This window comes from Parasphingopyxis sp. (genome assembly GCF_052168275.1).
GTDB lineage: Bacteria > Pseudomonadota > Alphaproteobacteria > Sphingomonadales > Sphingomonadaceae > Parasphingopyxis.
The window spans coordinates 18839-39667 of the sequence record NZ_JBQLZM010000152.1 but is presented as its reverse complement, the minus strand read 5'-3'; the positions used below and the strand labels follow the sequence as shown (position 1 = coordinate 39667).

Sequence of the window (20829 nt, the reverse complement as noted above, 5' to 3'; positions counted from 1 at the left end):
TCTTCTGCATGCGCTCGGGATAGACGAGCAGCTTGTCGACGACGCCGGTCAGCCGCGCCAGCGCGAAATCGAGGGTGATCGTAGCATCGGGGCCGATATAGCGCTCGACCGAGGAATGGCTGATATCCCGTTCGTGCCAGAGCGCGACATTCTCCATCGCGGGCAGCGCATAGCTGCGGACCATGCGGGCGAGGCCGGTGAGATTTTCGGTGAGGATCGGGTTGCGCTTGTGCGGCATGGCCGAGGAGCCCTTCTGGCCGGGCGAGAAATATTCCTCGGCCTCGAGCACCTCGGTGCGCTGGAGATGGCGGATTTCCACGGCCAGCCGCTCGACCGAGGAGGCGATGACGCCGAGCGTCGCGAAGAACATCGCGTGACGGTCGCGCGGGATCACCTGGGTCGAGACGGGTTCGACGGAAAGGCCCATCTTTTCAGCGACATGGGCTTCTACCCGGGGGTCGATGTTGGCGAAGGTGCCGACCGCGCCGGATATCGCGCAGGTGGCGATTTCGGCGCGGGCCGCGGAAAGCCGGGCCTTGCAGCGATCGAACTCGGCATAGGCCTGGGCGAGCTTCAGCCCGAAGGTCACCGGTTCCGCGTGAATCCCATGGCTGCGCCCGATCGTCGGCGTCAACTTATGTTCCATTGCGCGACTTTTCAGCGCATCGAGCAAAGCATCGAGGTCGGCCAAGAGAATATCCGAGGCGCGCGCCAGCTGCACCGCGAGGCAGGTGTCGAGCACGTCCGAACTCGTCATCCCCTGGTGCATGAACCGGGCTTCCTCGCCGACATTTTCCGCGACCCAGGTGAGGAAGGCGATCACGTCATGCTTGGTCACCGCCTCGATCGCGTCGATCGCGGCGACGTCGATCTCGGGTTCGGTCGCCCACCAGTCCCACAGCGCCTTCGCCGCCGATTCCGGAACGACGCCCAGATTCGCCAGCGCCTCGGTCGCATGGGCCTCGATCTCGAACCAGATGCGGAACTTCGATTCCGGTTCCCAGATGGCGGTCATTTCGGGCCGGGCATAGCGCGGGATCATTACGGGCGTGTCCTCGTATCGATGGCGTCGGGATAGAGCGCGGCGCTTAGCAGGAGCGGCGGCGGGGGACAAATCGGCCGCGCATGTCGGCGCGAGATTTGTGGGGAGAAATCAGGCGGCGCGCCGCGCGGGCGGCCGCACCTCGACCTCGACCTCCATCGGCGGCGGCGCGGGCGGCAGGACGCCCCGGCGGATCGCGGTCAGAAGCGGCACCGGATTGCAGCCGAACCGGACCGACTGGCACTCGCCCGTCGCCGCCGCCTTCTGCGCGGCGAATTCGAATGCCGTGACGTCGGTCAGATGCGGAACCCCGCCATGGCGTTCCGCGAAGGCGGCAAACTTCCGCGCTTCGTCCGCCATGAACGGCTCGGGATCGAACGATGCGAAATAGCGCAGCAGCAGCGCATCGAGCCCGCCTTCGCCCAGCGACAGCCACAGATACCGGGTGGTCAGCGGCAGCACGTCGACGATGCTGCCGCGCCGCGCCATCAGGATCAGGTCGCGATAGATGTCGAACGCGGGATCCGCCCCGGGCGCGGCGGGTTCGCCGCGGCAACGCGCCGCGATCGTCCCGCGGACATGCTCCTCCCAGGCGCCGGGCGAAAGGTCGTCCCGATCCGCGTCCGTGATGCGCGTATCCGGGCCGCTCGCGAGGCGCTCCCGGTCCTGGCCGGCCGTCGGCGATTTCGCGGCGTACCAGATGGTCCGGAGCCGATCGAGCAGATCGCGAATGTCCGCGAGATCGATATTCCCGGCATCGATATATTCGGGAATGATCTCGAAATTGACGGCCTTCAGGTTGGCAAGCGCGGGCGCCGCGCGGCCGAGCAGTTCGATGACCTCCGGCTGCGGCAGCCCGCAATGCGAATCGAGCCAATAGCCGTTATGATCCTGTCCGCCCGCGACATGGATTTCCCAGACACGGTCGCGCGGCAATCGCGCGAGCACGGTTTCGGCATCGTCCCGTCCGTTGCGCTGATTGCTCCAGATATTGTGCAGGTCGAGCAGGATCCCGCAATCGGCGCGGACCGCGATCTCGCCCCAGAATGCGCCGTCCGGCATCTCGCCGGCGTGCGGCGCGAAATAGTTGACGCCGGTTTCGAACGCGAAGGGCAGGCCAAACAGGTCCTGCAGCCGTTTGATGCGGTCGACGATCATCGCGACGCTTTCGCGGGTTTGCGCCGGCGGCATCAGGAATCCCATGGCGCGCCGTTCATCCCCGGTACCCGTCGACACGAAACTCGCATGGTCGCTCCACCAGGCGGGCTTCAATATCTCCAGCGAGCGGCGCAGCCCATCGAGCTGGCGCTCGTCGAAACCGTTGGTCGAGGCGACCGGGCAGCCGACGCTGTGGACGAGCACCGGCTTGCCGAGATCGAGCAGGGACGCGAACTTGGCTTCGTCGATCGCGAACCGGCCTTCGCCCGGGCCAAACCGTTTGAACCAGAAGGCCTGGGGTTCGATTTCGAAGACGGTGCAGGCGTCGGACAGCTCTACCGCCAGGGCTTCGAGCCCTGGCAGGTAGACGACCCCGACGCCCAGTGCGGGCGTGCTCAGCCGAACTGTCCCGGCAGGACGTTGAGCTTCTCGTCGACGCGGAAGTCGCGGAAGATGTCCCAGCGGATATCCCAGCCCGAGCAACAGGCCAGGCATCCCAGCCGGCCGAGAATGTCCTTCTGGACCTGCTGGAACTTGTCGAAGTCGTAAGCGACTTCGGCCGGCAGCGAGACCCGGACGGGTTTCGCCTGCGCGGTCAGACGGGAAATTTCCTTATGCTCCATTTTGCCTCTCCTTTTTCAAGTTGTTGAGCGAGGCGAATTGTACGGCAGGGCCCCATGCGCCCGAAGCGCCGTTGAGACGTAAAGCGCTAAAGATGCGCCGATTGGAGTAAAGCCGACAGTAATTGTATAAAGGCGACACAGTCATTGTACAAAGGCGACATCGCCATTGTACAGAAACGACATGTCGCAATTACGGCTTGCTTTTCGGCCCTATTTTGCGCTCCGAGTCGCACCGTCACATTTATTTCATATTCACTATGGTGGAGCAGTTATCCCCTTCGGACGGGAAGCAGGAACCGAGGTCGTTTTCGTCATTGCGAGCGCAGCGACGCGATCCAGAGCGGCAGGCGATGTCGCCTGCGGTTCTGGATTGCTTCGCCGCCTTGCGGCTTCTCGCAATGACGGTCCGTGTCGGGAGGGGCGAACAGCGCAACCGAGGTGGGATGGGGTGCCGGCTACCCGCCCGGCTCCAGACAGGGGCCGGGTTCGGAGCGTTAGCTGTTGGGCGCGATCACCACCCGCCCGATGACCCGGCGCATCCGCATCATTTCGAACGCCTCGCGCCAGTCGGCGAGGGGGAGGGCGGCGTGGACGCGCGGTTTCAGCCGGCCGGCTTCGGCGAGCGCCCAGATCGCGTCGAAATTCTCTTCGCCCCGTTCGGGATGGCGGCGGCCATATTCGCCGGCGCGGACGCCGACGACCGAAAAGCCCTTGATCAGCGGGATATTGGTCGGGACCGTCGCGATCCGGCCCGAGGTGAAGCCGATCACCAGCAGCCGTCCGCCGAACGCGATGCAGCGTGTGCTCTCGTCGAAAATATCGCCGCCGACCGGATCGTAGATGATGTCCGCCCCTCCATCGGTGATTTCCTTCACCCGTTCGCGGAAACCGTCCGTGACGTTCAGGCAGGCATCGGGCGCATAGTCTTCGGCGATGACGGCGAGCTTGTCGTCGGACGCCGATGCCGCGATCACCCGCGCGCCGAGCGCCTTGGCGAGATCGACTGCCGCCAGCCCGACCCCGCCCGCCGCGCCGTGGACGAGAACCCATTCGGCCGGCTGCAGGGCGGCGCGCCGGACCAGCGCGACCCAGGCAGTCAGATAGGCGACGCTGAACGCCGCGGCCGCGCCGAAATCCATTCCGTCGGGCTTGCGGCGAAGGGTGGGCAGCGGACAACGGGCATAGTCCGCGAACCCGCCGATCCCCGCCGTCGCGACCACGGCGTCGCCGACCGCGAAAGCGCCGCCCCCGCCGCCGAGCGCGACGATCTCCCCCGCGATATCGTTGCCCGGAACGAAGGGCAGGTCGGGCCGGTGTTGATATTTGCCCTCGGTCATCAGCAGGTCCGGAAAGCCGAGCGCCGCGGCGCGAACCTTGACCAGCGCCTCGCCGGGCCCCGGTTCGGGCACCGCAACCTCCGCCACCCCGCAGCCGGCGAAATCGGGGGCGAGCTCGGCGACCTGGAGCGCGTGCATCGTTTTCGGGATCGTCATGTCAGTAAAAAACTCCTTGAGTCGCGGAAAGCGCTTCGTTGGCATTTCCAGTCATAAGTGGCGTGTCCCTTTTTCGACATGAGAGTCTGCGAAGCCCTCCCCCTCGATGGGGGAGGGTTGGGTGGGGGTGAGCCAACCTCAAGCCATGTCGCTAACTGAGAAATCACCCCACCCCTGACCCCTCCCCATCAAGGGGAGGGGGACTTTTTTCGTCGGCGCGGCAACACAGACTCCGTCATTGCGAGCGCCGAAGGCGCGCGGCAATCCAGGGCATCGCGCGATTCCGCCTGCCGCTCTGGATTGCTTCGTCGCCGTGCGGCTCGTCGCAATGACGAAACTGCGCGAGTTGGCGCGAACGCCCCCACCTCAGATCAGCCCCCGGCTTCGGAGGCTCGTCTGCCCCTTGCTGCCGATGATCAGATGGTCGTGCACGGCGATGCCGAGCGGGCGGGCGGCTTCGGCGACTTCGCGGGTCAGCTGGATATCGGCCCTGCTCGGCGCGGGATCGCCGGACGGATGGTTGTGGACGAGGATGAGGCCGCTGGCATGGAGGTCGATGGCGCGGCGGATAATCTCGCGGACATAGATCGCGGCCTGGTCGATCGAACCCTCGGTGACGATCTCGTCGCGGATCAGCACATTCTTGCCGTCGAGATGGAGCACGCGGACGCGCTCGATCGGCTCGTGCGCCATATCGGCATGGAGATAGTCGATCAGCGCCTGCCAGTTGGAGAGGACCGGCTTTTCGCGGATCTCGTCGGCGAGCAGGCGGAGCGCCGAGGCCTTGGCGATCATCAGGGAGGCGACCGCGCCGTCGCTCAAACCTCCGATCCGCGCGAGCGCTTCGGGCTCGGCCGAGAGCAGCGCGCCGAATCCGCCGAATTCGCCGATCAGCCTTTTCGCAAGCGGTTTGGTGTCGCGGCGGGGGATCGCCAGCGCGAGCAGATATTCGACCAGCTCGTGATCGAGCAGCGCATCATGGCCGCCCTCGATCAGGCGCTTGCGGAGCCGGGCGCGGTGTCCCGTGCCGTCTGTCGGGGCATCGGTCATTGCGCGTTGCTATCGGGATGGCGGCGCGCGCGCAATCGCGCTAATCGGTCCGGATGGAAGAAAGCCAGTCCGTTCAGAAGGATGCGTGGAAGCGGCGGCGCTACTGGCTGGGCGGGTTCGCGGCGCTCGTGGCGGTCGGACTCGGCGTCACCTGGACCCAGCGCGAGGGGATCGCGATCCGCTATATCGACGGGCTGCTCGCCGAGGCCGAGGCGCAGGGCGGCTACGAGATCACCAAACTGGGGCTGGCGCACCAGCGGATCGAAAATCTCGTCATCGGTGATCCCGACGATCCCGACCTCACGGTCGACCGGGCGGACATCTATCTGCGGTTCGGCCTCGGCTATCCCGAGGTGCGGCGCGTCGTCGCGCGCGGGGTGCGGCTGAACGGCCGGATCGTCGACGGCGAACTCGATCTCGGCCAGCTCAACCGGTTGCTGCCCGAAGCGACGGGCGAACCGTTCGTGCTGCCGGCGCTGGAACTCGATATCCGTGACGCGGTGATGCGGCTGCGGACGCCCTACGGGCCGGTGGCGCTCGCGGCATCGGGCTCGGGGCCGCTGCAGGGCGGGTTTCGCGGTCATCTGGCCGCGGCGAGCCCGGGGCTGCGCTACGAGGGATGCGCGGCCGAGGCGGTGCGGATGCGCCTGGCGCTCGGCGTCGAGGACCGGCGGCCGTCGGTGGAGGGGCCGGTCCGCGCGGCACGCCTGACCTGTCCCGATGGCGAGCTGGCGCTTGCCGAACCCGCACTCGCGCTCGACGCGATCTTTTCCGAAAGCTTCGACCGCTGGGGCGGCGAGGCCGAGCTGGTCGCCGCGTCGCTGACGCATGAACAGGGGCGTGCCGCGGAAACCCGGCTCGCGCTTTCGTTCGACGGCGAAACCGGCGGGCAGACGACCGGCACGGTCCGGCTGCGGCTCGCCGATGCCCGCGGGCTGGACGTGGCGGCCGAGCGGCTCGGCGTGCTCGGCCATTACCGGCTGCGCGCGGGCGGGGCGTCGATCGGCTTCGACGGCGATGTGGAGCTCAGCGGCGCGCGGGCCGGGTCCGCGACGCTCGGCGGCCTGGTCGCCGCGCTGCGCGGCGCGGAGGGCACGCCGCTCGGCCCGGTCGGCGCGATGCTCGCCCGCGCCGTGCAGGCGGCGGGCGGGAATTTCGACGCGCAGTTCGCGCTGACCGCGGCCTATGGCGAGCGGGGCGGGGCGGTGCGCTTCTCGGAGATCAGCGGCAGCAGCGAGAGCGGCGCGCAGCTGACGCTGGAACGCGGCGAGGGGGTGCAATATGGCTGGCCCGGTCGCGGCCTGCGGTTCGACGGCGCGATGCGGCTGGCGGGCGGCGGTTTCCCGCAAAGCTATGTGACGATCGACCAGGAACGCGCGGGCGGGCCGATCGAGGGCTATGCCGAGGTCGCGGCGATTCGGACGGGCAACGCCGTGCTGCGGCTGGAGCCGGTGCGGTTCACGGCCGCGGCGGACGGCAATACGCGGATCGTCACCCGGGTCGAGATGACGGGGCCGGTCGCCGACGGCCGGGTCGAGCGGCTGCGGATGCCGGTTGCGGGGACGCTGGGGCCGGGGGGGCGGCTGGCGGTCGGCCAGGGCTGCGTCCCGGTGCGCTGGGACCGGCTGGCCGTCGCCGGGGTCGTCGTCGGGCCGACCGAGCTGCCCTTCTGCCCGATCGCGGGCGGCACCCTGGTCCGCTATACGCCCGGCATCGGGATGAGCGGCGGCGGGCGGCTCGTCCGGCCGCGGCTGCGGGGCAGGCTGGGGGGCTCGCCGCTGGCGATCGCGGCGCGCGAGTTCCGGCTGCCGCTCGACCGGCCCGCCTTCGCCTTCGACGCGCTGTCGGTGCGGCTCGGCCCGGCCGGCGACCAGTCCGAACTCGATATCGCGCGGCTGGCGGCGGATTTCGTGACCGGCGGGGTCGACGGGACCTATGCGGGAGCGGAAGGCCAGATCGCGAACGTCCCGATCCGGATGGGCGACGGTTCGGGCGACTGGCGCTTCGCGGGCGGCGTGCTCGAGGTGGACGGCATCGCCGAGGTCACCAACACCGCGCCCGATCCGCTCTTCGAACCGCTCGTCGTGCGCGACATGGCGCTCCGGCTCGAAAACAGCCTGCTCCGCCTGACCGGAGGGCTGCGCGAGCCAAAACAGGATGTGCTCGTGGCCGAAGTCGATCTCCATCACGATCTCGCCGACGGAACGGGAGAGGCGGTGCTCGATACCGACCGGCTGGCCTTCAACGACCGCGTCCAGCCGACCGATCTCACCGATCTCGTCCTCGGCATCGTCGCCGAGGTCGAGGGGCTGGTCAGCGGGACCGGGACGATCCGCTGGGATGCGGCGGGCAATGTCACGAGCGACGGCGTCTACCAGCTCACCGATATCGATCTCGCCGCGCCGTTCGGGCCGGTGCGCGGACTGAACACCGAAATCCGCTTCACCGACCTGCTCGGCATGGACACGGCGCCCGGCCAGGTCGCGACGGTGCGCGAGGTCAATCCCGGCGTGCTCGTCGAGGACGGCACGGTGCAGTACGAATTTCTCGACAGCAACCGGGTCCGGGTGGAAGGCGCGCGCTGGCCGTTCGCCGGGGGCGAGCTGATCCTCGAACCGACGATCCTCGATTTCCGGGTCGACCGGGCGCGGCACCTGGTGTTCCGCGTCGAGGGCGTCGACGCCTTCCAGTTTCTCGAGGCGCGCGATTTCGAGAATATCGTCGCGACCGGCCTGTTCGACGGCAAGCTGCCGATGGTGTTCGACCAGGATGGCGGGCGGATCGAGGGCGGGCGGCTGGTGTCGCGCGTCGGCGGCGGCACCTTCTCCTATGTCGGCGAGATCAGCGACGTGAATCTCGGCGTGTTCGGATCGCTCGCGTTCAACGCGCTCGAGCTGATCCGCTACAGCGAGCTGGTGCTGGAATTCGACGGCGCGATCGACGGCGAGATGGTCACCAGCATCGAATTTACCGGCGTTTCGCCCAATCTGGCGCGCGAGGGGCAGGGCTTCATCGTGGCGGGCTTCACCCGCGAGCTGGCCGAAATTCCGATCCGCTTCGACATCACGATGAACGCGCCGTTCAACCAGATGCTCTATTCCTTCCGCCTGCTCGACGATCCCGGTTTCCTCGTCAATCAGGCGATCCGCGCCCGGATAAACCGAATACAAGCCGAACAAGGCGTTCAGCCCAGCGAAAGCGATATTGTGCCATGAAGACTGCGACATTGACGTTGAAGGAGGACAATGCGACCGACGGACGGATGAACCGGCCAACCCTTATCGCGACGGCGGTTTTCGCCGTTCTGACAAGCGGTTGCGTGCAGGTGTCCGCGCCCGAAGAACCCATTGTGATCGAACTGAATATCAGCGTGCAACAGACGGTCGACGTGAACCTGCAGGAAGATGTCGAGAATCTGATCGAAAACAATCCGGAGCTGTTTCCAGAATGACCAAGCGTAACAAAAGCATCGCCGCCGCCATCCTCGCAACCGCTGCCGTTCTCGGCGGCGCCGCGACCATGGCCCCCGCGCAGAGCGGCGAAGTGCGCCAGGCGATCGCCGCGGGCATCGTCGGCGAAACCGCGTCCGGCTATCTCGGCTTCGCACAGACGCCGTCGGCCGAACTGAGGGCCCAGGTCGATGCGATCAATCTCGGCCGCCGCTCGGCCTATGCCGATCTCGCCCAGCAGCGCGGCACGACCCGCCAGCAGGTGGCCGAGGAAACCGCGTGCAACCGCCTCTCCAGCGTCGATCCGGGCGAAGCCTATCAGCTGCGCGACGGCGTCTGGCGGACCCGCGGCTCCGCGCCGATCCCGACCCCGCCTTATTGCTGATCGACACGGACATCTGCAAGATTGTCGCCTCGGATCGAGTTCAGGGTGTGGATGGTTCCGCATCAAGCAGCAAAAGGTTGTGAACAGTCTCTGATCAGGAAACTGTCTTTGTCACAACCCACCTACGCTTCCCGATCTTCCGGGACAGCGCGAAGCCGGCGCGCTCGAACATCGAGAGCGATCCGTTGAATAGGAATGCCGGAGCTGCTTTGCGGCCCTCGGTGTCTTCAGGATAGCCCTCGATGCGGCCGCCTCCGAGCATCGTGATCTGTTCGATCGCGCCGTTCAATGCCGCAGCGGCGACGCCTTTGCCGCGATAGCCCTTTCCAACGAAAAAGCATGTGATCCGCCAGCTCGGGAGCGCCGGTTTCGTGGCGAGATATGCGCGTGCATTGTGAATACGGGGCAGTTCGTCAGGGGATCCATACTGGCACCAGCCAACATATGTCCGCCCGTCGAAAACCAGCGAAGCGTGCGCGCGGCCCTCACGAACGAGGCATTCCTTCGCCTTGCGCTTCTCGGCTGGTGTCTCGCCGCGATCCTTGCTGTGGTACCACATGCACCAGCATCCGCCCCAAATGCCATCGTTCGCCTCGACCAAGCGGGCGAAATCCGGCCAGGTGCTCGCATCGAGCGGTTTGGTTTCAAATTCGGCCACATTTAGTCAGCACACGGCTAGTCAGCACACGGCGAATCCTCACTGTTCTATGCCACCTCGGCCTTCCGGCGTAAGCACGGCGGAATCGAAAATCACATACTCCTCGATCGCCATTCCATCTTTGAGACGGAAACGATCGACACCGCGATAGGTGCGCCGCGATCCATGGATCATAGCTGAGGTTTCCCAGGCAATGTAGAGCATGTCGCCATTGCCCGCGCAGTCTAGCGGCGTGACCGTCATATCTTCCATGGCGGCAAGCGTTTCTGTCATCCATTCCGCATAGGCGGTGCCGGACATCGTGCCGGCACCGGTAAAGTGAATAGTCGCGTCAGGCGCGATGACTTCGGGTACGCGCGCGCCGGAGGGCGCCGCCCAGAACGACTTGAAGCGCTCGTAGAAGTCCTCCTGTTCAGAAGTGAGGCATGTGTCTGCCATTATGGTCTCCGTTACAAAGTCTGCTTACTGCGGATTATTTATGTGCGTAGCGCACATAAAGTCAATTGAAAAACGTGCGTTGCGCACATATGCTTTTCCAATGATGGACCGCACCGCAAATCTGCTTGGCGCTGTCGGGCTTGCTGTCGCCGGCAACATCGAGAAAACCGCCCGTGAGATCATCAATCATGCGGGCGAAACGCCTGCCGCTCTCGTCGTCATCGGATATGACCTTGGGCCATCCAACGATGAGCTTCGGCGCGTTCTTAACTTATCACATCCGGGAACGGTGCGGCTCGTCGACAGGCTCGTGGCCGATGGTCTCGTCGAGCGCCGGGCGGGACGCGACAAGCGGGCAATCGCGCTCTACCTTACAGAGAAGGGGCATAGGTTACGCGAAACGCTGCTTGAAGGTCGTCTGGCCGCAATCAGGCCACTCTTGGCGCCCTTGGCTGTATCGGAACGGGAAGCCTTAGCTACACTCCTGCACAAAATACTGTCGTCCATGGAGCCGAGTGATTTGGAGCGCTGTCGGCTTTGCCGTTTGTGCGATGACAGCGTATGTACGGATTGCCCTATTCCTGCTGATTTCAGGGACCAAAGCGACCGAGATCAGCCGGGTTAATCCACCGACGGCGCGAAACTCCCGCGATATTCGGGCCTGATCTCGCCGAGCATCTCGGCCGTGACGGGCACGTCGATCTCGAACGTGCCGACCGCATAGGGCCCGGCGATATAGGGCGGCACGCGGACGCGGAACGCGGTGAACGGCGCGCCGTCTCCGCCCATCGGCGCCACCGAGACCTGGTCGAGCGTCGGGCAATCGGCCCAGAAATCGTCGTCGGCGACCTCGCCCATCCGTTCAACCTGCTGGTCGCGCAGCGCCGCGCAGAAGGGCTCGTCGATCATCGACAGGCCGCGATAACGGTTCGAGAACAGGCCGAGGACGCCGATCGGGCGGTCGCCCGCCACATCCCAGACCAGCGCATCGTACGCGGTATTGCCGTGCGCCCCGCCCGTATAGCTGTAGGTCTCGCTCGCCAGGCCGACCAGCGCGTCGGTCCGTCCGGTGACCGTCCATCGCTGGTCGTGCAGATAGGCGTCCGCCGCAGCCGACCGGAGTTCGGCAAGCTCCGCGCGGCCGGTGTCATAATCGGCGCGCGCCCGCTCCCGCAGCGATTCGAGCTGTTGCCGCAGAAGCGGCACGCTCCCGGGCAGTGCGGGGATGTCGAACGTGAAGCCGCTGCGCTCGGCTTCGGCCTGAGCGGCGAGGGCGGGGGGCAGCGCGATCGCCGATCCCAGGAGCAGGCCGCACGCGGCAAGAATCGGCCTTTTCGACAGGCGTTTTTCCGCGGTCATTTCCAGTCCCCTCGGCCGATTTTCGATGGCGTCGATCCTCGCCGATTTGGCGTCTCCGAACAATCCCCAAAAGCCATGCCGCACTGCATCATATGCGGTTGACTTGGATAGGGGCGCTCACTAAACGGGCCGTGCCTTGGCGGGGTCGATCGCCTCCATGCGCGCGTCCGGCGTTAATGGCCATCGGGAGCGAGCATGGAAGAGAAAGACACCGCGCAGGATTCCTTCGTCGCGGAAGATTCGCGGCTTCAGTCGCTCGAGGAGCGATTGCAGGCCGCGCAACGCGCAGAAGAAATCCGGTCGGGCAAGCGCAACAAGGCGCCGGCGAAAGGATATCGCCAGGGCCAGAGGGTGCTTGCCGAGATGATCGGAGGTCCTGTGGGCGGCGGGCTGATCGGCTGGGTCCTCGACCTCGTCTTCGGCACCTTCCCCTGGCTGATGCTGGCGATGATGTTCCTCGGGTTCGCTGTCGCCGTCAGAAATGTGTTTCGAATTGCCAACGAGCGTCCGGAATAGCCTCGGACGGTCTTCGAATGAATGAAGCAGGATAATTAGCGTGGCTGAAGGCGGCGAAATCGATCCGATGAAACAATTCCAGGTGGAGCCGCTCGTCGGCGCCTGGGATCCGGCTGGCGGCAGCATCGTATTCACCAATTCGTCCATGTGGATGCTGATCACGCTCGGCGTGCTCTGGCTGTTCATGTGGGGCGGCATGAAGCGCGAGCTGGTCCCCGGCCGCTGGCAGCTCGCCGTCGAGGGGATAACCGGCTTCATCAACAATATGGTTTCGACCAGCATCGGGCCGTCGGGCAAGAAATATATCCCGTTCGTCTTCACGATCTTCATGTTCATCCTGATCGCCAACCTGCTCGGCCTCGTGCCGATCGGCGTGGTGCCGGGCGCCCATCCCTTCACCGTGACGAGCCATTTCGTGATTACCGGCACGATGGCGGTGATGAGCTTCTCGATCGTGCTGATCGTCGGCTTCTGGAAGCACGGCATCGGCTTCTTCAAGCTGTTCATTCCGCACGGCACCCCGGCGCCGATGATCCCGCCGCTGTTCCTGATCGAGCTGATCTCCTTCATGGTCCGCCCGTTCAGTCTCGCGCTGCGACTGTTCATCGCGATGACCGCCGGCCACATCCTGCTCAAGGTGTTCGGCAGCTTCATCGTCCAGGGCATGAATGCCGGCGTCGAATACGGCCTTCTCGTGAGCCTGCCGAGCTTCCTGCTGATCGTGTTCATCAGCGCGCTCGAACTGCTGATCTGTGCGATCCAGGCCTATGTCTTCGCGCTGCTGACGACGCTCTACATCAACGATGCAGAAAATCTGCATTGATCCCTATTCCACTCATTACCAGATACGACAAAAGGAGTTATTTCCATGGAACTTGAAGCTGCAAAAATGATCGGTGCCGGTCTTGCTGCCATCGGCGTCGGCGCTGCCGCCACCGGTGTGGGCAACGTCTTCGGTTCGTTCCTCGAGGGCGCGCTGCGCAATCCGGCTGCCGCCGACGCCGAGCAGGGCCGCCTGTTCATCGGCTTCGCCGCTGCCGAGCTGCTCGGCCTGATCGCCTTCACCGTCGCCATCCTGATCCTGTTCGTCTTCTAATCGGCTCGGCGCCGCTTTCGGGCGGCGCCGGTCGACTGCAAGACCACAGACACGCGATAGGATTCGGATCTCATGCCACAAATAGATCAGGTCATGGTCAGCTATGCGTCACAGATCGTGTCGCTGCTGATCGTGCTCGCCATCATCTATTTCGGGATCGCCAAGGCGATGCTGCCCAAGGTCCAGGATACGATCGACGCCCGCGCCAAGCGGATCGCCGACGATCTGGCCGCCGCCGACAAGGCGCATGAACGGGCCGACGAGATCGAGGAAACCTATCGCAACCAGCTCAACGACGCCCGCTCCGACGCGAACGGCGTGACCGCCGAAGCCAAGGCGAAAGCCGCGGCGGAAGCGGAAACGCGCATCGCCGCGGCCGACGAGAAGCTCGAGGCCAAGCTGGCGGCGGCGGAAGCCGCGCTGGCCAAGGCGCGGGCCGATGCGCTGGCCGAGGTCGAGGGCGTGGCCGTCGAGGCGACGCAGGATATCGTCGCCAAGGTATCGGGCGGCACCGTCGCCGAGGCCGAAGCGCGCTCGGCCGTGAAAGAGGTAATGGCTCATGGCTGATCCCGTCGCGACCGAAAACGGCGAAACCGGCGCCCATACCGAAGAGGCCGGGCACGGCAGCTATCCGACCGCGCTCGGTTTCGATTCCAACGGCTGGGTCGCGCTGGCGATGATCTTCGTCCTCGGTGTCATGCTCTGGAAGAAGGTTCCGTCGATCATCGGCGCGGCGATGGACAAGCGCATCGCCGCCATCCGCGGCGAAATCGAGGAAGCCTCGAACCTGCGCGCCGAGGCCGAAGCGCTGAAGGCCGAATATGAGGCCAAGACGGCCAATGCCGACAAGGAAGCCGCCGCGATGCTCGACCGGGCCCGCGAGGAAGCCGGCCAGATCGTTGCCCAGGCGGAAGCCGATGCCGATGCGCTGATCGAGCGCCGCGGCCGGCTCGCCGAGGAAAAGATCGCCGCCGCCGAACGCAGCGCGATCGCCGAGGTCCGCGCCAGGGCCGCGAGCGCCGCGACGGCCGCCGCCGCCGCGCTGATCGAGCGGAAGCACGACGCCGACGCCGACAAGGCGCTGGTCGACCGGACGATCTCGAACATGGACGCTCGGCTGAACTAGCCGTTTCCAACCGGAACTCCTTCATATCCGTCATTGCTTCGCTACGCTCGCAATGACGTTTTTCTTATGCAGCCGCGTTGGATCGCAGTCGCCTCAGGGTTTGTCCTGCGCGCCTCCAGCGCCTAAATCCGTCGCTGTGAGCAAAGCCGACCGCCCCGATCACCCCCGCGCCGCCGAGCGCTTCAATGAGGAAAAGGCGACCTATACGGTCAAAGGCGCCGATGCGCCCGATCTCGAGGCCGGGGTCGCGGCGATCCGCGATGTCGTGAAGACCCTGCCCGCGCGACCCGGCGTCTATCGGATGCTCGATGCGCGGGGCGATGTCCTTTATGTCGGCAAGGCGGCGAGCCTCAAATCGCGCGTGCCCAACTACACCCAGATCCCGCAGCTCCCCAAGCGGCTCCAGCGCATGGTCGCCCAGACCCGGGCGATGACGATCGTCACGACCGAAACCGAAGCCGAGGCGCTGCTGCTCGAGGCGCAGCTGATCAAGCGCTACCGCCCGCCCTACAACGTCCTGCTGCGCGACGACAAAAGCTTTCCCTTCATCCTGCTGCGCGAGGATCACGATTTTCCGCGGATCATGAAGCATCGCGGCGCGCGGCGCGCCAAGGGGCAGTATTTCGGCCCCTTCGCCAGCGCCGGTTCGGTCAACCGCACGATCAACGCGCTGCAGAAGATGTTCCTGCTCAGGAGCTGCACCGACAGCTTCTTTTCCAACCGCGACCGGCCCTGCCTGCTCTACCAGATCCGCCGCTGCTCGGCGCCCTGCGTCGGGCGGATCGCCGACGCGGACTATGGCGAGCTGGTCGAGGACGCGAAGGCCTTCCTGTCCGGCAAGAGCACGAATGTGCAGCAGAAGCTCGGCGCGCAGATGGAGAAGGCGTCCGAGGCGCTCGATTTCGAGATGGCGGCCGTTTACCGCGACCGGCTCAAGGCGCTGACCTTCATCCAGGGCAGCCAGGCGATCACCGCGCAGGGCGTGTCCGACGCCGACGTCTTCGCGCTCGCCAGCAAGGCGGGGACGGTCGGCATCCAGGCCTTCTTCATCCGCGGCGGGCAGAATTGGGGGCATCGCAGCTTCTTCCCGGCGCACGTCAAGGGCGTGCCGGACGCGGAGGCACTGCAGGCGTTCCTGATGCAATTCTACGAGGAAGTCCCGCCGCCCAGGCTGGTACTCGTCGACCGGGAGCTGCCCGAGGCGGCGCTGCTGGCCGAGGCGCTGGCCGAGCGCGCCGGTCGCAAGGTGACGCTCAAGATTCCGCAGCGCGGCGACCAGCGCAAGCTGCTCGAGCAGGCGCGGCGCAACGCGGGCGAGGCGCTGGAACGCCGGCTGGCGGAATCGTCGAGCCAGGCGAAGGTCATGCGGCAGATGGCCGAACTGTTCGAGCTTGACGACCTGCCCGACCGGATCGAGATCTACGACAACAGCCATGTCCAGGGCACGAACGCGGTCGGCGCGATGGTGGTCGCGGGGCCCGAGGGCTATCGCAAGTCCAACTACCGCAAGTTCAACATCAGGAACCCGGACACCGCGCCGGGCGACGATTTCGCGATGATGCGCGAGGTGTTCGAGCGCCGCTTCGCGCGGGCGGAGAAGGAGGATCCCGAGCGCCGCAAGGGCGAATGGCCCGACCTCGTCCTGATCGACGGCGGCAAGGGGCAGGTCAGCGCGGCGGCGAACACGCTGGAAGAGATGGGAATCAGCGATGTCGCGCTGATCGGCATCTCGAAAGGCCCGGACCGCAACGCCGGGCGCGAGCATTTCCATTTCCCGGACGGGCGCGAACAGATGCTGCCCGCGAACAGCCCGCTGCTCTTCTATCTCCAGCGGCTGCGCGACGAGGCGCACCGGTTCGCGATCGGCGCGCATCGCCAGAAACGGGCGAAAGCGATGGGGACGAGCCCGCTCGACCAGGTGCCGGGCATCGGCCCGGCGCGCAAGCGCGCGCTGCTCCTGCATTTCGGCACGGCGCGGGCGGTGAAATCGGCGGGTCTCGAGGATCTGGCCCGCGTGCCCGGCGTCTCCAAGGCGATGGCGCAGGCGATCTACGACCATTTCCACGCCAGCGGCTAGCGGGCGGGATCAGGCGGGTTGCGTATCCCCGGCGCCAGGAGAGACGTCGAACAGATAATAGGCGGCGAAGGCGAACAGGCCGATCGAGAGGAAGAATTCGCGGAATTCGGTCGCGTCCGGAACGTCGAGCATCTGCGGCCCGAAGGCGAGGATGATGATCTGGCCGATAGCGATCAGCGCCGCGAGCGCCGCGAACAGCCGCGTCTCGGCAGTCCGGCCGCGCCGGGCGGCGCCGACGGCGAATATCAGAATCGCGAACAGCGTGAAGAAGACCAGCATCTGGATCGGCATGAGATTCCAGTGGCCATAGCTGAAATACACCATCGGCGCGCTGAGCGCCGCGACCGCGCGATTGGGGACGAAATCGGCGAAGAAGGCCAGCGGCCGCCAGCCGCGCAGCAAAGGCCAGGCGAACGGCAGGACGATCAGGAACAGCCCGGTTCCCGTATAATAGGCGAGTTCGGCGATGTCGGTGTGGATGTTGTGGAGGTTGAACTCGTTCTGCCAGTTGCGCGCGGCGACGGTCTCGGGCGTCTCGAAGCCGAATATCCGCTGGCCCCAGGAGATTTCCTCCATCGCGATCAGGAAGAACAGGCCGGCAAAGCCGAGCGGGACGAGGACCCGCAGGAAGATCGCGCCCGGCCCGTTCGGCATCCTCTGCGCCTGGCGGAGGGTAGCGAGCGCGAACAAGCCGGCGCCGACCAGAACGAGCAGCGCGGGCAGCCATTCGAGGATATTGTCCTCGCGCGCGAACCAGTGGAACAGGGCCGGGTCCCAGACCAGAATCGCCGTCGCCGCCGCGGCGATCGCCGTCACCATCGCGCCGTTGCGGATTTCGGCCGGCCAGAGCGGCGCGATCGCCTCGCCGTCCGCGCGCAGCCAGGGCCGCGCGAGCGCCGCCGCGAGGATGGCGGCGAGCGCCGCCGACAGGATTTTCCGTCCGACATGATAGCCCGAAAAATCGGCGGGTTCCTCGCGGGCCGGATGCCAGCCCATTGCGCCGAATTCATAGGCAGACACCGCGACAATGGCGGCGATCGCGAGCAGGAGCGCGACCGTCGTCGCGACGGGTAGGCGGGTCGGGGCGGGCGCGGAATCGGGCATCCGGACAGGTTATCGCGGTTATGGTAAATCTATTGCTAAGGCGGCGAAAAAGACGGTCGTTCGACGCTTGTCCCGGTACGACATGCACCGGCATTGCAATTCAGGTCTCCATTGCGAGGAAGCCCGAACTTGGCCGCGCGCCTCCAGCGTTCGCAATGACGAAACTGCGCGAGCGGGAGAGGCTCCGGATTCTCAACCCATCCGGAGAAAAACCGGGCGGAGCAGGGCCGTGAGCATGCGGCCGCGCACGAATAGCAGGTCGAGGATTTCGGGCCCCGCTTCGGCGCCCATGTCCGTCTTGTACCCCGCATCGCCGGCGCCCCAGCTGATGGTGCCGACGCCGCGTTCGGTCGCGTTTTCGAAATCCTTGTAGAGCGACAGTTTCCCGGGCCCGAACTTCGCATGATCCTCGCGATAGCTGTTGGCGATATAATAGCGGCGGCCGCCCACCTCGAGGCCGAAGGTGAAGGCGATCGGCGTATCGCCCACGGTCATCAGGCTGCCGAACAGCATCGGCGCGAGCACCGGGTCGCGGGACAGCGCCGCCCAGATCCTCCGCCGTTCGGGATTCAGGAATTTCGTGTCGCCGCCGCTGTCGAGCCGAGCCAGCCAGCTATCGGCCTCCACCGCGGCGATCGCATCCATCGTCCGCGCGTCGAGCCCCGTGCCGTCGAAAAAACGGTATTCGACCGAGCCCTGTTCGCCCAGTTTCCGCTCGCGCGCCCGCGCTTTGCGGGCGGTCGATCCCTTGGGCCAGGGTCCTGCCGCCCGGAGTGCGGCGAGATCCAGCTCGTAGCAGATGCCGAGCGGTTTGCGGATGACGTGCCAGCCCTGCGCGGGCGCGAGCGCCATCAGGCGGCGTGCGGCGGGATCGTCGGAATAGACGGGGCCGTAGCGCCAGACCGGGCCGAGCGCCTTCCGGAATGCGCCCGCTCCGATAATGGCGGCCAGCTCGCGATCGGCGAGATCGGCGGCGATCGGGGCGCTGCGGAACGGCCAGTAGCTGCCGGCGACCTGCCTGACGGTGAACGGACCGATCGCGCGGCTGGCGATAGGGAGCGCGAACACCGGTGCGCCATCCGACCGGCGCGCGCCGACGATCGAAAAGCCGGGATCGGCCGCTTCGAACCAGCCCGACCGCAGAAAGGCCTGGGCCGGGTGCGCGACCGCCGTCACCGCGTCGAGATCGGCCGCGCCGAACGCGCCGATATCGGCAACGGCCGGATCGGTTTCGACGGTTCGGTGAATATTCAGCCTGAAACGCTCCCTGCTAACCCGGGCGAAGCGCAAACGCATAGCGGCACCATGCTTAAGATCGCGTTTATCGGCATCCAAAGCCCCGGAATCGCGCCGAAGTTTATGATAATCTTCACCCCTTGCGCCTATTCGGGACGCATGGGTACCTGCACCCTTTTGACGATCGATACCGAGCTGACCTGGCGCCATCACGTGTCCGGGCTGGGCTGGGAGGAGAATTACGCGCGGAGCGTCGAGCCGGCCGGGGTCGGGCTCTCCTACCAGCTCGCCATGCTGGAGCGCCACGGACTCAAGGCCTGCTTCTTCGTCGATCCGATGCCGGCGGCGCTGTTCGGCCTCGCGCCGGTCTGCCGGATGGTCGAGACGGTGCTCGCGGCGGGGCAGGAGGTCCAGCTCCATCTCCACCCGATGTGGGAACAGGCCAGTGCCGACGGCACGGTCGCCGACGACACGGTGTTCGAGCTGATCGACCATCCGCTGGAGAAACAGCACGCGTTGATCGCGCAGGCCCGCGAGCTGCTGGTCGAGGCCGGGGCGCCCGACCCCATCGCCTTCCGGTCCGGCAGCTATGCGGTCAACGACGACAGCCTGCGTGCGCTCGCGCAATCGGGCATCCGCTACGACGCCAGCCATAACGGCTGCGAAGGACCATGGCCGAGCGCGCTGTCGCTGCCGCTCGACCGGGTCGCGCCGGTCGAGCATCAGGGCGTCATCGAGATCCCGGTATCGCAGATGCGAACCGGCAATGGCGGGCTCCGGCATTTGCAGATCTGCGCCGTATCGCTCGCCGAGATGACCCGTGCGCTCGACCATGCGATCGCCGAGGATCACCCGGTCTTCATGCCGGTCGGCCACAGTTTCGAACTGGCGACGCGCGACGGCCGCCGGGTCAACCTGGTCGTCCGCAAGCGCTTCGACGGGCTATGCGCCTTGCTCGCGGCGCGGCGCGATGCGGCGCCGACCGTCCATTTCGCCGATCTGGGCGCGCTGCCGCTGGGCCGCGCCAGCGAGCCCGTCGCGATGTCGCGAGCGCTGGTTGCCGGCCGCATGGTCGGCCAGCTCTGGGCCAATCTCATCGAGAAGCGCGCGGCATGACCGCGGCGATGCCCCTGCCGCTGCGCTTCCAGGTGGGCGCGCGCACCATGTTCTCCGTGCGGCGCCGGCTCGTGCGGATCGGCCTGTCGCTCGACGAGGCGATGGCGGATCGGGCGATCGAACTGCCGCCGCTCGACCGGGCCGCCCATGGCTATCTGGTGACCTCGCTGCCCGAAACGCGGCTTTCCGGGCTCGTCGAACGGCATCCCGGCATGCTGGCCTTCGTCCGCCAGCGCTATGCGCGGCGCTATGCCGACCTGTCCTGCAGTTTCGACGATTATATGGCGAGTTTTTCCGGGAAGAGCCGCTCGACGCTGCGGCGCAAGGTCCGGAAATTCGCCGATCTTGCCGGTGGCGCGCTCGATCTGCGCGCCTATCGGACGGCCGACGAGATGGCGGAATTTCAGGGGCTCGCGCGCCGGGTCTCGGCCAAAACCTATCAGGAGAAGCTGCTCGACGCGGGGCTGCCCGACGATCCGGATTTCGCGGCGCGGATGATGCGGGCCGCGGCCCGCGACCAGGCGCGCGGCTGGCTGCTGTTCGCCGGGGGCGAGCCGGTCAGCTATCTTTACGCCCCGGCCGACGGCGACACGCTGATCTACGCCTATCTCGGCTACGATCCAGACTGGGCGCGCCACTCGCCGGGCACGGTGCTGCAGGTCGAGGCGATGCGCCAGATCATCGGCGAGGGCCGCTTCCGCCGCTTCGATTTCACCGAGGGCGACGGGCAGCACAAGCGGCAGTTCGCGACCGGCAGCGTCGATTGCGTCGACCTACTGCTGCTCCGCAAGACGCCCGGCAACCGGGCGCTCATGGCCGCGCTGAAGGCGTTCGACGGCGGTATCGCGGCCGCAAAGCGGCTCGGACTGGGCCGGCTGGCGCGGCGCCTGACGCGCTAGCGCC

22 protein-coding genes are annotated in these 20829 nt (G+C 66.3%); 12 read left to right on the top strand and 10 right to left on the bottom strand.

Annotated features, from left to right (window positions below; genetic code table 11):
- The 5 genes from purB to radC all read right to left on the bottom strand — a co-directional run.
- Nucleotides 1-1042, bottom strand: a 1042-nt coding sequence (gene purB, locus ACTS1X_RS14260; RefSeq protein ID WP_442615071.1) for an adenylosuccinate lyase, incomplete at its 3' end; no start/stop codon positions are given.
- A 111-nt stretch (nucleotides 1043-1153) separates the two neighbouring features.
- Nucleotides 1154-2683 (bottom strand): DUF692 domain-containing protein, encoded by a 1530-nt coding sequence (locus ACTS1X_RS14255; RefSeq protein WP_442615070.1) that lies wholly within the window; start codon nucleotides 2681-2683, stop codon nucleotides 1154-1156.
- Nucleotides 2596-2823, bottom strand: a complete 228-nt coding sequence (locus ACTS1X_RS14250) for a hypothetical protein (protein ID WP_442615069.1) — start codon at nucleotides 2821-2823, stop codon at nucleotides 2596-2598. The genes ACTS1X_RS14255 and ACTS1X_RS14250 overlap by 88 nt, the downstream gene beginning before the upstream one ends.
- A 494-nt stretch (nucleotides 2824-3317) precedes the next feature.
- Complete coding sequence (locus ACTS1X_RS14245) at nucleotides 3318-4316, bottom strand: NADPH:quinone oxidoreductase family protein (protein WP_442615068.1); 999 nt, start codon at nucleotides 4314-4316, stop codon at nucleotides 3318-3320.
- Nucleotides 4317-4682: 366 nt separating this feature from the next.
- The gene (radC, locus tag ACTS1X_RS14240) at nucleotides 4683-5366 is read right to left on the bottom strand and encodes a RadC family protein (protein WP_442615067.1); all 684 of its coding nucleotides are present in this window, start codon (nucleotides 5364-5366) and stop codon (nucleotides 4683-4685) included.
- A 53-nt stretch (nucleotides 5367-5419) separates the two neighbouring features.
- On the opposite strand from radC, the gene ACTS1X_RS14235 reads away from it, so the two are divergent.
- Genes ACTS1X_RS14235 through ACTS1X_RS14225 form a run of 3 tightly spaced genes read left to right on the top strand, consistent with a single transcriptional unit; the run spans nucleotide 5420 to nucleotide 9200 of the window.
- Nucleotides 5420-8581 (top strand): intermembrane phospholipid transport protein YdbH family protein, encoded by a 3162-nt coding sequence (locus ACTS1X_RS14235; RefSeq protein ID WP_442615066.1) that lies wholly within the window; start codon nucleotides 5420-5422, stop codon nucleotides 8579-8581.
- Nucleotides 8578-8817, top strand: coding sequence for a YnbE family lipoprotein (locus ACTS1X_RS14230; RefSeq protein WP_442615065.1), 240 nt, complete (start codon nucleotides 8578-8580; stop codon nucleotides 8815-8817). Before ACTS1X_RS14235 ends, ACTS1X_RS14230 begins: the two co-directional genes overlap by 4 nt.
- The gene (locus ACTS1X_RS14225) at nucleotides 8814-9200 is read left to right on the top strand and encodes a YdbL family protein (protein ID WP_442615064.1); all 387 of its coding nucleotides are present in this window, start codon (nucleotides 8814-8816) and stop codon (nucleotides 9198-9200) included. The genes ACTS1X_RS14230 and ACTS1X_RS14225 overlap by 4 nt, the downstream gene beginning before the upstream one ends.
- A 94-nt stretch (nucleotides 9201-9294) precedes the next feature.
- Here ACTS1X_RS14225 and ACTS1X_RS14220 read toward each other — a convergent pair whose 3' ends face one another.
- Entirely contained in the window at nucleotides 9295-9858 is a 564-nt protein-coding gene (locus tag ACTS1X_RS14220; protein WP_442615063.1) for a GNAT family N-acetyltransferase, read from the bottom strand.
- 39 nt (nucleotides 9859-9897) lie between these two features.
- Nucleotides 9898-10296, bottom strand: a complete 399-nt coding sequence (locus ACTS1X_RS14215) for a nuclear transport factor 2 family protein (protein WP_442615062.1) — start codon at nucleotides 10294-10296, stop codon at nucleotides 9898-9900.
- Between the two features lie 100 nt (nucleotides 10297-10396).
- Between ACTS1X_RS14215 and ACTS1X_RS14210 the strand changes: the two genes are divergently transcribed.
- Complete coding sequence (locus ACTS1X_RS14210) at nucleotides 10397-10921, top strand: MarR family winged helix-turn-helix transcriptional regulator (RefSeq protein ID WP_442615061.1); 525 nt, start codon at nucleotides 10397-10399, stop codon at nucleotides 10919-10921.
- On the opposite strand, the gene ACTS1X_RS14205 is transcribed toward ACTS1X_RS14210, so the two are convergent.
- Nucleotides 10918-11655, bottom strand: coding sequence for a PdaC/SigV domain-containing protein (locus ACTS1X_RS14205; RefSeq protein ID WP_442615060.1), 738 nt, complete (start codon nucleotides 11653-11655; stop codon nucleotides 10918-10920). The genes ACTS1X_RS14210 and ACTS1X_RS14205 overlap by 4 nt on opposite strands.
- A gap of 195 nt (nucleotides 11656-11850) precedes the next feature.
- Here ACTS1X_RS14205 and ACTS1X_RS14200 point away from each other — a divergent pair, with 195 nt between their 5' ends.
- From ACTS1X_RS14200 to uvrC, 6 genes are all read left to right on the top strand, one after another.
- Nucleotides 11851-12171, top strand: a complete 321-nt coding sequence (locus tag ACTS1X_RS14200; protein WP_442615059.1) for an AtpZ/AtpI family protein — start codon at nucleotides 11851-11853, stop codon at nucleotides 12169-12171.
- Between the two features lie 67 nt (nucleotides 12172-12238).
- Nucleotides 12239-12994 carry a F0F1 ATP synthase subunit A gene (locus ACTS1X_RS14195; protein WP_442615073.1) on the top strand — a complete coding sequence of 252 codons (756 nt, stop codon included), beginning with the start codon at nucleotides 12239-12241 and terminating at the stop codon, nucleotides 12992-12994.
- A gap of 45 nt (nucleotides 12995-13039) precedes the next feature.
- Complete coding sequence (locus tag ACTS1X_RS14190; protein WP_116235407.1) at nucleotides 13040-13267, top strand: F0F1 ATP synthase subunit C; 228 nt, start codon at nucleotides 13040-13042, stop codon at nucleotides 13265-13267.
- Between the two features lie 72 nt (nucleotides 13268-13339).
- Nucleotides 13340-13834 (top strand): F0F1 ATP synthase subunit B family protein, encoded by a 495-nt coding sequence (locus tag ACTS1X_RS14185; RefSeq protein ID WP_442615058.1) that lies wholly within the window; start codon nucleotides 13340-13342, stop codon nucleotides 13832-13834.
- The gene (locus tag ACTS1X_RS14180; RefSeq protein WP_442615057.1) at nucleotides 13827-14393 is read left to right on the top strand and encodes a F0F1 ATP synthase subunit B family protein; all 567 of its coding nucleotides are present in this window, start codon (nucleotides 13827-13829) and stop codon (nucleotides 14391-14393) included. The genes ACTS1X_RS14185 and ACTS1X_RS14180 overlap by 8 nt, the downstream gene beginning before the upstream one ends.
- A gap of 136 nt (nucleotides 14394-14529) precedes the next feature.
- A complete protein-coding gene (uvrC, locus tag ACTS1X_RS14175) occupies nucleotides 14530-16470 on the top strand; it encodes an excinuclease ABC subunit UvrC (protein WP_442615056.1) in 1941 nt (646 codons plus the stop codon).
- Nucleotides 16471-16479: 9 nt separating this feature from the next.
- Here uvrC and ACTS1X_RS14170 read toward each other — a convergent pair whose 3' ends face one another.
- On the bottom strand, nucleotides 16480-17574 hold the full coding sequence (locus ACTS1X_RS14170) for a hypothetical protein (RefSeq protein WP_442615055.1): 1095 nt from the start codon (nucleotides 17572-17574) through the stop codon (nucleotides 16480-16482).
- A 192-nt stretch (nucleotides 17575-17766) separates the two neighbouring features.
- Nucleotides 17767-18870 (bottom strand): GNAT family N-acetyltransferase, encoded by a 1104-nt coding sequence (locus tag ACTS1X_RS14165; RefSeq protein ID WP_442615054.1) that lies wholly within the window; start codon nucleotides 18868-18870, stop codon nucleotides 17767-17769.
- A 99-nt stretch (nucleotides 18871-18969) separates the two neighbouring features.
- Here ACTS1X_RS14165 and ACTS1X_RS14160 point away from each other — a divergent pair, with 99 nt between their 5' ends.
- Together ACTS1X_RS14160 and ACTS1X_RS14155 are read left to right on the top strand one after the other, a co-directional pair.
- Nucleotides 18970-19926 (top strand): polysaccharide deacetylase, encoded by a 957-nt coding sequence (locus tag ACTS1X_RS14160; RefSeq protein WP_442615053.1) that lies wholly within the window; start codon nucleotides 18970-18972, stop codon nucleotides 19924-19926.
- Nucleotides 19923-20825, top strand: coding sequence for a GNAT family N-acetyltransferase (locus ACTS1X_RS14155; protein WP_442615052.1), 903 nt, complete (start codon nucleotides 19923-19925; stop codon nucleotides 20823-20825). Before ACTS1X_RS14160 ends, ACTS1X_RS14155 begins: the two co-directional genes overlap by 4 nt.
- Nucleotides 20826-20829: the final 4 nt, after the last annotated feature.

What these genes read in the sequence shown, in the direction of transcription:
- ACTS1X_RS14180 (WP_442615057.1), top strand. Translation starts at nt 13,827, where the DNA reads ATGGCTGATCCCGTCGCGACCGAAAACGGCGAAACCGGCGCCCATACC.
- ACTS1X_RS14170 (WP_442615055.1), bottom strand. Translation starts at nt 17,574, where the DNA reads ATGCCCGATTCCGCGCCCGCCCCGACCCGCCTACCCGTCGCGACGACG.
- ACTS1X_RS14195 (WP_442615073.1), top strand. Translation starts at nt 12,239, where the DNA reads ATGAAACAATTCCAGGTGGAGCCGCTCGTCGGCGCCTGGGATCCGGCT.
- ACTS1X_RS14225 (WP_442615064.1), top strand. Translation starts at nt 8,814, where the DNA reads ATGACCAAGCGTAACAAAAGCATCGCCGCCGCCATCCTCGCAACCGCT.
- ACTS1X_RS14210 (WP_442615061.1), top strand. Translation starts at nt 10,397, where the DNA reads ATGATGGACCGCACCGCAAATCTGCTTGGCGCTGTCGGGCTTGCTGTC.
- ACTS1X_RS14165 (WP_442615054.1), bottom strand. Translation starts at nt 18,870, where the DNA reads ATGCGTTTGCGCTTCGCCCGGGTTAGCAGGGAGCGTTTCAGGCTGAAT.
- radC (WP_442615067.1), bottom strand. Translation starts at nt 5,366, where the DNA reads ATGACCGATGCCCCGACAGACGGCACGGGACACCGCGCCCGGCTCCGC.
- ACTS1X_RS14200 (WP_442615059.1), top strand. Translation starts at nt 11,851, where the DNA reads ATGGAAGAGAAAGACACCGCGCAGGATTCCTTCGTCGCGGAAGATTCG.
- ACTS1X_RS14230 (WP_442615065.1), top strand. Translation starts at nt 8,578, where the DNA reads ATGAAGACTGCGACATTGACGTTGAAGGAGGACAATGCGACCGACGGA.
- ACTS1X_RS14245 (WP_442615068.1), bottom strand. Translation starts at nt 4,316, where the DNA reads ATGACGATCCCGAAAACGATGCACGCGCTCCAGGTCGCCGAGCTCGCC.
- ACTS1X_RS14250 (WP_442615069.1), bottom strand. Translation starts at nt 2,823, where the DNA reads ATGGAGCATAAGGAAATTTCCCGTCTGACCGCGCAGGCGAAACCCGTC.
- ACTS1X_RS14155 (WP_442615052.1), top strand. Translation starts at nt 19,923, where the DNA reads ATGACCGCGGCGATGCCCCTGCCGCTGCGCTTCCAGGTGGGCGCGCGC.
- ACTS1X_RS14190 (WP_116235407.1), top strand. Translation starts at nt 13,040, where the DNA reads ATGGAACTTGAAGCTGCAAAAATGATCGGTGCCGGTCTTGCTGCCATC.
- ACTS1X_RS14205 (WP_442615060.1), bottom strand. Translation starts at nt 11,655, where the DNA reads ATGACCGCGGAAAAACGCCTGTCGAAAAGGCCGATTCTTGCCGCGTGC.
- ACTS1X_RS14215 (WP_442615062.1), bottom strand. Translation starts at nt 10,296, where the DNA reads ATGGCAGACACATGCCTCACTTCTGAACAGGAGGACTTCTACGAGCGC.
- ACTS1X_RS14160 (WP_442615053.1), top strand. Translation starts at nt 18,970, where the DNA reads ATGGGTACCTGCACCCTTTTGACGATCGATACCGAGCTGACCTGGCGC.
- ACTS1X_RS14185 (WP_442615058.1), top strand. Translation starts at nt 13,340, where the DNA reads ATGCCACAAATAGATCAGGTCATGGTCAGCTATGCGTCACAGATCGTG.
- ACTS1X_RS14235 (WP_442615066.1), top strand. Translation starts at nt 5,420, where the DNA reads ATGGAAGAAAGCCAGTCCGTTCAGAAGGATGCGTGGAAGCGGCGGCGC.